Source organism: Intestinibacter sp. (assembly GCF_034113885.1).
Classification (GTDB): Bacteria; Bacillota; Clostridia; order Peptostreptococcales; family Peptostreptococcaceae; genus Intestinibacter.
In genome coordinates, this window is record NZ_JAXEWM010000216.1 from 1 (window position 1) to 7,132 (window position 7,132).

The 7,132-nt window shown below is 29.7% G+C and carries 7 protein-coding genes, 1 pseudogene and 1 other annotated feature; all 8 genes and pseudogenes read left to right on the top strand.

All coding sequences use genetic code 11. The features are described from left to right. Positions 1-408, top strand: a pseudogene (locus tag SPD90_RS13090) (IS1595 family transposase); the annotation flags it as partial. A gap of 251 nt (positions 409-659) precedes the next feature. Continuing rightward, positions 660-1,373, top strand: coding sequence for a pseudouridine synthase (locus SPD90_RS13095; RefSeq protein ID WP_320925523.1), 714 nt, complete (start codon positions 660-662; stop codon positions 1,371-1,373). A gap of 32 nt (positions 1,374-1,405) precedes the next feature. Continuing rightward, positions 1,406-1,978 carry a class I SAM-dependent methyltransferase gene (locus SPD90_RS13100; RefSeq protein ID WP_320625445.1) on the top strand — a complete coding sequence of 191 codons (573 nt, stop codon included), beginning with the start codon at positions 1,406-1,408 and terminating at the stop codon, positions 1,976-1,978. A gap of 104 nt (positions 1,979-2,082) precedes the next feature. Further along, positions 2,083-2,958, top strand: coding sequence for a MurR/RpiR family transcriptional regulator (locus tag SPD90_RS13105; RefSeq protein WP_320625444.1), 876 nt, complete (start codon positions 2,083-2,085; stop codon positions 2,956-2,958). A gap of 77 nt (positions 2,959-3,035) precedes the next feature. Continuing rightward, positions 3,036-3,244: a binding site (T-box leader), on the top strand. A 70-nt stretch (positions 3,245-3,314) separates the two neighbouring features. Next, on the top strand, positions 3,315-4,340 hold the full coding sequence (gene argF, locus SPD90_RS13110) for an ornithine carbamoyltransferase (RefSeq protein WP_320925524.1): 1,026 nt from the start codon (positions 3,315-3,317) through the stop codon (positions 4,338-4,340). 442 nt (positions 4,341-4,782) lie between these two features. Beyond that, a complete protein-coding gene (nifV, locus tag SPD90_RS13115; protein WP_320626737.1) occupies positions 4,783-5,940 on the top strand; it encodes a homocitrate synthase in 1,158 nt (385 codons plus the stop codon). Positions 5,941-5,965: 25 nt separating this feature from the next. Continuing rightward, entirely contained in the window at positions 5,966-6,430 is a 465-nt protein-coding gene (locus tag SPD90_RS13120) for a hypothetical protein (protein WP_320626738.1), read from the top strand. A 26-nt stretch (positions 6,431-6,456) separates the two neighbouring features. Further along, positions 6,457-7,132, top strand: a 676-nt coding sequence (locus tag SPD90_RS13125; protein WP_320925525.1) for an isocitrate/isopropylmalate dehydrogenase family protein, incomplete at its 3' end; no start/stop codon positions are given.

The window sequence follows — 7,132 nt, forward strand, 5'->3', positions numbered from 1 at the left end:
GATAATGATTTTGGAAAAAGTAATAATAAAATCAAATCTAGAAATATGGTGTCGTTTTTTGAAGGGAAAGTAGAAAAAGATGCAATTTTATGTGTGTATTCATGGAAGTATAGGAACGTAGCTAGAGAGCTAGATTTAAAATTAATTAAAGTGTTTGGACAATATGATCCTATTTACAACGTGAAACGAGTTTTTAAATATAATAGAGAATTAAGAGAATGGATGAGAAATTTTAACGGTGTTGCTACTAAGTATTTAAATAATTATTTAACTTGGTTTAAATTTTTATTTATAAGTAAGAAATATAAAGAATTTAATCGAATAAAGGAATTATTTATGGAATTAGCGACAAGAGATCTTTATATTACTCAAGATATGATAAAAAATAGATTTGTAGAGTTATTATAATGAATAAATTTTATTTTATAAAAAGAGATGTTTAAAACTATAATTCTTCACAAAGTTATTAAACATATTTACAATAGCTGAGGAGAAGATAGTAGTAGCTTCGCTAGAGATAGATAAGATTGAATAAAATCTATTTTGATTAGTATGTTTTTTCAAGTTTCATCTTGTTAATTAGTAAAACTTATATTAAAATAGGTTTGCTAAAGTAGTATAGAAAAAACAATATTTTAATACAAATTAAAGGAGAACAAATGAGAATTAATAAATATATAGCACTTTGCGGAGTAGCATCTAGGAGAAAGGCAGAGGAATTAATATTAAATAATAGAGTAAAGGTCAACAACAAAATAGTGACAGAACTTTCTTATCAAGTGGATGAAGAAAATGACATAGTAAAAGTAGATGACAAAGTAATAAAAGAAGAACAAAAACTCGTATACATACTATTAAACAAGCCAGAAGGGTATATAACTACAGTCAAGGATCAATTCGATAGACCGAGCGTATTAGATTTAGTGAGAGATATAAAAGAAAGAGTTTATCCTATAGGAAGACTTGACTACGAGACAAGTGGGCTGCTTCTTTTGACTAATGATGGAGATTTGACTTATAAGCTGACGCATCCAAAGCATGAGGTGGAAAAGACTTATTTAGCAAGAGTTAAGGGAAAACCTAATAGAAATGAAATAGAAAATTTCAAAAATGGATTGAAGATAGAAGATTACACTACAGCTAAGGCTAAGTTAAAAATAGTAAAATACGACGAAAAGAAGGACGTATCTATTTTAGAAATAAAAATACACGAAGGCAAAAATCGCCAAATTAGAAAAATGTGCAAGGCGATAAATCATCCAGTACTTAGATTAAAAAGAGTGGCTATGGGTAAAATAAAAATACAAGATTGTGAAATAGGAAAATACAGATATTTGACAGAGGAAGAGATAAAATACTTAAAGAGTATTTAATTAAAAAATAAAAGCAGTGAAGAGGAATTTAAATGTTGAGAGCTAAATATATAAACAAAGTAACAGAAGTAAATAAAATTTATCTAGAAGATATAGTAAAAGAAGGAGATGTAGTAGTAGATGCAACTATGGGAAATGGATACGACACAGTATACCTTGCTAAAAAAGTAGGAAGTAAGGGAAAGGTATACGCATTTGATGTTCAAGAAGAGGCGCTTAAATCTACATCTAAAAAAATTGTAAAGGAACAACTAGAAAATGTAGAGCTTATTTTAGATGGGCATGAAAATATGGACAAATACGTAAAAGAACAGGTATCATGTGTAGTATTTAACTTGGGATATCTTCCGAGGGCAAAGCACCAAATCATTACAAAATCAGATACGACTTTGCCTGCGATAAAAACGGGACTCGATTTACTAAAGCCAAATGGAGTTATGAGTATTGCAATTTACAGTGGCCACGAAGGCGGAATGGAGGAAAAGGAAGCAGTCTACGAATTTACAAAGAATTTAGACCAAAACTACTTCAATGTAATGTGCACTAAATTTATAAATCAAGTAAATAATCCGCCAGAGCTTCTACTAATAGAAAAAAAAGGATAAATTTTACTATATATATAAATTAAAGATTATAAGAAATTAATATAAAAATAGTGTTATAATAAATGTGAAGGTTTGTAGCGGTTTAATAGGAAAGAGGGAAATATATGGATGATAAAAATTCTAGAAATGACAACAAACAATTAATAAATATAATACAATCGCAATATCCTAGGCTTAGTAAGGGTCAAAAATTAATAGCCCAGTATATAATAAACAATTACGACAAGGTGGCGTTTATGACAGCCAGCAAATTAGGTGAAACAGTAGGAGTCAGTGAATCTACAGTAGTTAGATTTGCAAATGCCCTAGGATATGCTGGATACCCTAAATTACAAGAGGGATTACAAGAATTGATTAAAAATAAATTGACTACAGTTCAAAGAGTCGAAATGGCAAATGAAGACTATTCAGATGATTCTACAATCTTAAGCAAGGTATTGAAAAGTGATATCGACAATATAAAAGCTACATCAGAGGATATGGATCAAAAGGCATTTGAAGAGGCATCTACAAGAATTTTAAAATCTAGAAAAATATATATATTGGGAATGAGAAGTTCATTTACTGTAGCACAGTATTTGGCATTTTATTTAAATGTAATATTAGATAATGTTCAGCTTATCAGAATAGACATGGGAGATCCTTATCAACAAATAGTCAGAATGAATGAAGAGGATATCTTAATAGTATTTAGTTTCCCAAGATATTCAAAGCAATCTCATCAGGTTGCAAAATATGCAAAGAGTAAGGGAGCATATATAGTATCTATAACTGACAGTTCTTTTGCTCCAGTAGCACCTTTATCAAATAATATACTATTGGCTAAAAGTAATATGGCATCATTTGTAGACTCTCTAGTAGCAGCTATGAGTGTAGCAAACGCACTTATTATATCAGTTGCCATGAAGGAAACTGACGATATAAAGAAATATTTCCACGATTTAGAGCAAATTTGGGAAGAATATGTAGTCTATGAATAATTATTTAATCGATTTTTAAAAATAATAATTGACAATAGATAGAAAATTAATTATTATTTTATTAATAAAAAATAATTCTAAATTCAGTGATGAAGAAAAGTAGCATGGATTGGATTTATAGAGAGTTGGGGATGGTGGAAGCCTGATAATTACTTTCATTGTGAAAAGAGCTTTTGAGAAGGTTATTTGAACTTTTAGTAGGATAATCGGTATACCTGCCTTAAAGGTTAGAGTGGATAAGATATACTTATCAATTAGAGTGGTACCGCGCGATGTCGCCTCTTAGTTTTATACTAAGAGGCTTTTTTAATTAATACATCAAAGGGACAATAATAAATAGTAAAGGAGACGAAGTTATGGCAAAGAAAATAGACTTAAAGGGGAAAAGTTTCTTAACATTAAAGGATTTTTCAAAGGAAGAAATAAAATATTTCTTATCATTAGCTAGCTACTTAAAAACTAAAAAGAAAATAGGAATAAAAGGCGATTTACTAGAAGGTAAAAATATAGCTTTAATATTTGAAAAGGCGTCTACAAGAACAAGATGTTCATTCGAAGTTGCAGCACATGATGAAGGTGCTCAAGTTACTTACTTAGGACCAAACGACAACCACATGGGTAAAAAAGAATCTATGGAAGATACTGCTAAGGTTTTAGGAAGATTTTTCGACGGTATAGAATTCAGAGGATTCAAACAATCTACAGTTGAATGCTTAGCAAAATACTCAGGAGTGCCTGTATGGAATGGATTAACTGACGAATACCATCCAACTCAAATATTAGCTGACTTACTAACTATATCTGAACATGTAGACAAACCATTTGACAAAATAAAATTTGTATACGTTGGGGATGCAAGAAACAACATGGGTAATTCACTTATGATAGGCTGCGTAAAAATGGGTATGAAATTCGTATCTCTTGCACCAAAAGAATTATGGCCTAATGAACAATTAGTAGAAGAAATGCAAGAAGTTTGCAAGCAAACTAAAGGAAGCATTCATTTGACAGAAGATATAAACGATGTAGTAGACGCTGATGTTATATACACTGATGTATGGGTTTCAATGGGTGAAGAAGATCAATACGAACAAAGAATAAAACTATTAAAAGACTACCAAGTCAACATGGATATGATAAAGAAAACTAACAACGAAAATGTTATATTCTTACATTGTTTACCAGCTTTCCACGATTTAGAAACAGTAGTAGGTAGAGAAATATACGAAAAATACGGCCTATCTGAATTAGAAGTAACTGATGAAGTATTTAGATCTAAATATTCAAAGGTATTTGACGAGGCTGAAAATAGAATGCATACTATAAAGGCAATCATGGTTGCAACTTTAGCTGATGTAGATATAACAGCAACTCATAAATAAAGTTCAAATTACTTGAAATAAATTAAAAGGCTTATATTAATTCTTGTATTAATATAGGCTTTTTTCTATAAAAAAATTTATTTATTAAAAAAAATATTTTAAAAATAGATAATTTATAAAGTCTAAAAACCTTTATCCCTTACTAAGAAAATATAGAAAAAATCAAATATAATAAAATTTATATGGTAAAAATTGCAATTTACATAAAAAAACTTTCATAATTAATAACTTAAAAAAATTTTTAAAATTATAGTGCAATTTCCATATAATGGTTATATAATAAGATGTATAAAGAATTAGCAATAAATTTTGATATTAAAAATATATCAAATACAAAAAAATGAATGAAACTTTTTAAAACTTTCATTCATTTTTAAAAACCTATATATCATGTATACTACTTTAATTTTTAAAATTATAATTATTTTAGGGGGTAAAAAAAATGTGCGTAAAAGATAAAATCAAGAATAAAGAAATAAAGATAGTTGATACAACTTTAAGAGATGGAGAACAAACAGCAGGTGTTGCTTTTGCAAACCATGAAAAAATAGCTATAGCTCAAGCTCTAAGCGATATAGGTGTAGACCAATTAGAAGTTGGTATACCTACAATGGGTGGAGATGAAAAAGCTACAATCAAAGAAATATGCAAGAGAAACTTAAAAGCAAGCATAATGGCATGGAACAGAGCTGTTGTTTCAGATATAGAACAATCTATAGACTGTGGAGTTGACGCAGTTGCAATTTCTTTATCAGTATCAGATATACACATTCAACATAAATTAAAAAAATCTAGAGAATGGGTTTTAGAAAACATGTTCAATGCAGTTTCTTTCGCTCATAAAAATGGATTATATATATCAGTTAATGGTGAAGATGCTTCAAGAGCAGATACAGATTTCTTAATAGAATTTATAAATGTTGCTAAACAAGCAGGTGCCAACAGATTTAGATTCTGTGATACAGTTGGTGTTATGGAACCATTCGCAACTAGAGAAAAAATAGAAAAAATACATAAAGCAACTAATTTCGATATAGAAATGCATACACACAATGACTTCGGTATGGCAACTGCAAATGCTATAGCAGGTGTTATAGGTGGTGCAAATCATATAGGATGTACAGTAAATGGTCTAGGTGAGAGAGCAGGAAATGCTGCACTTGAAGAAGTTCTTATGGCACTTAAATTCGTATATGGATATGACACAGATATAGATACTACTAAATTCGTAGAAATATCTAGATATGTATCACAAGCTTCTGGTAGACAATTACCAGCATGGAAGGCAATAGTTGGTACTAACATGTTTAGACATGAATCAGGAATACATGCAGATGGAGCTATAAAGGATCCTAAAAACTACGAAGCATTTGACCCAGCAGAAGTTGGTCTTCAAAGACAAATAGTAATAGGTAAACACTCTGGAAAAGCTGCAATAGTAAATAAATTCAAAGAGTATTCTATAGAACTTACTAATGATGAAGCTAATCAAATATTAGAAGAAGTTCGTAAAGTATCTGTAGGATTAAAGAGAGAATTATTCGATAAAGAATTAGTTCAAATATATCAAGATATAAAAAATGACTATAGAATATTCTAATAAGCCTAGATATTAGGAGGATGTAATGAAATCAAATGTCAATGAGATAACAGCTGGTGTTATGATAAAATTAAAAGACGATATAACGACAAATGATGTCATCACACTAGATGAAAATAATATTAATACTTTAGCTAAAAAGTGCTTTAATAAAATAGATGAAGGCTTCATAGACCGCGTAACTTTTAATGAAGGCGGATTTATAGTTGCAGGAGAAGATTTCTTAGAAGGAACTTCTGATGAAATCGTGGCAAAAGTATTTTCAAATTTAAAAATAAAAGGTATAATAGCAAAATCTTTTAATCAAATGTATAAAGAAAATTTAATAAACAACGATATTATACCTATGGAATTTGTAAATTCCGATGAATACGAAAAAGTTGGACTATACGATATATTAAAATTAAAAAATTTATATGAAGATCTACCTAAAGGCATTTTAGAAGTTATAAATATAACTAAGGGAAGTAACTTTTGGGTAAAATTATAAATTCTTATTTAATAGGGGGATATGAAATGTATAAAGTAACATTAATACCAGGAGATGGAATAGGACCAGAAGTAGCAGCAGCTATGGTAAAAGTTGTAGAGGCTACTGGTGTAAATATAGAATGGGAAAAGGTAGACGCTGGAGCAGGCGTTATGGATGAATATGGAACTCCACTTCCAGAACATGTAATAGAAGCTATAAAAAGAAATAAAATAGCTATAAAAGGACCTGTAACTACTCCTGTAGGTAAAGGATTCAAAAGTGTAAACGTAACACTTAGACAAACTTTAGATTTATATGTAAATTTAAGACCTGTAAAGAGCTTTAAAGGTATTAAATCTAGATATGAAAATATAGATTTAGTAATAGTTAGAGAAAACACTGAAGGATTATATTCAGGAATAGAACATAAAATAGGTGACTACGGCGCAGAAACTATAAAAATAATAACTAAACCAGCTTGTGAAAGAATATGCGAATTTGCATTTAACTACGCAAAAGACAATAATAGAAAGAAAGTAACAGGTGTACACAAAGCAAACATAATGAAATTAAGCGATGGTTTATTCTTAAACACATTTAAAGATATCGCAGCTAAATATCCTGATGTAGCTAGCGACGACTTAATAGTAGATGCTGCTTGTATGAACCTAGTTATAAACCCAGAAAAATACGATGTAATGGTTATGCCTAACCTATACG

Bases quoted from the DNA above. Each gene is read 5' to 3' on its own strand.
- SPD90_RS13105 (WP_320625444.1), top strand. From the start codon at position 2,083: ATGGATGATAAAAATTCTAGAAATGACAACAAACAATTAATAAATATA.
- argF (WP_320925524.1), top strand. From the start codon at position 3,315: ATGGCAAAGAAAATAGACTTAAAGGGGAAAAGTTTCTTAACATTAAAG.
- SPD90_RS13095 (WP_320925523.1), top strand. From the start codon at position 660: ATGAGAATTAATAAATATATAGCACTTTGCGGAGTAGCATCTAGGAGA.
- SPD90_RS13100 (WP_320625445.1), top strand. From the start codon at position 1,406: ATGTTGAGAGCTAAATATATAAACAAAGTAACAGAAGTAAATAAAATT.
- SPD90_RS13120 (WP_320626738.1), top strand. From the start codon at position 5,966: ATGAAATCAAATGTCAATGAGATAACAGCTGGTGTTATGATAAAATTA.
- nifV (WP_320626737.1), top strand. From the start codon at position 4,783: ATGTGCGTAAAAGATAAAATCAAGAATAAAGAAATAAAGATAGTTGAT.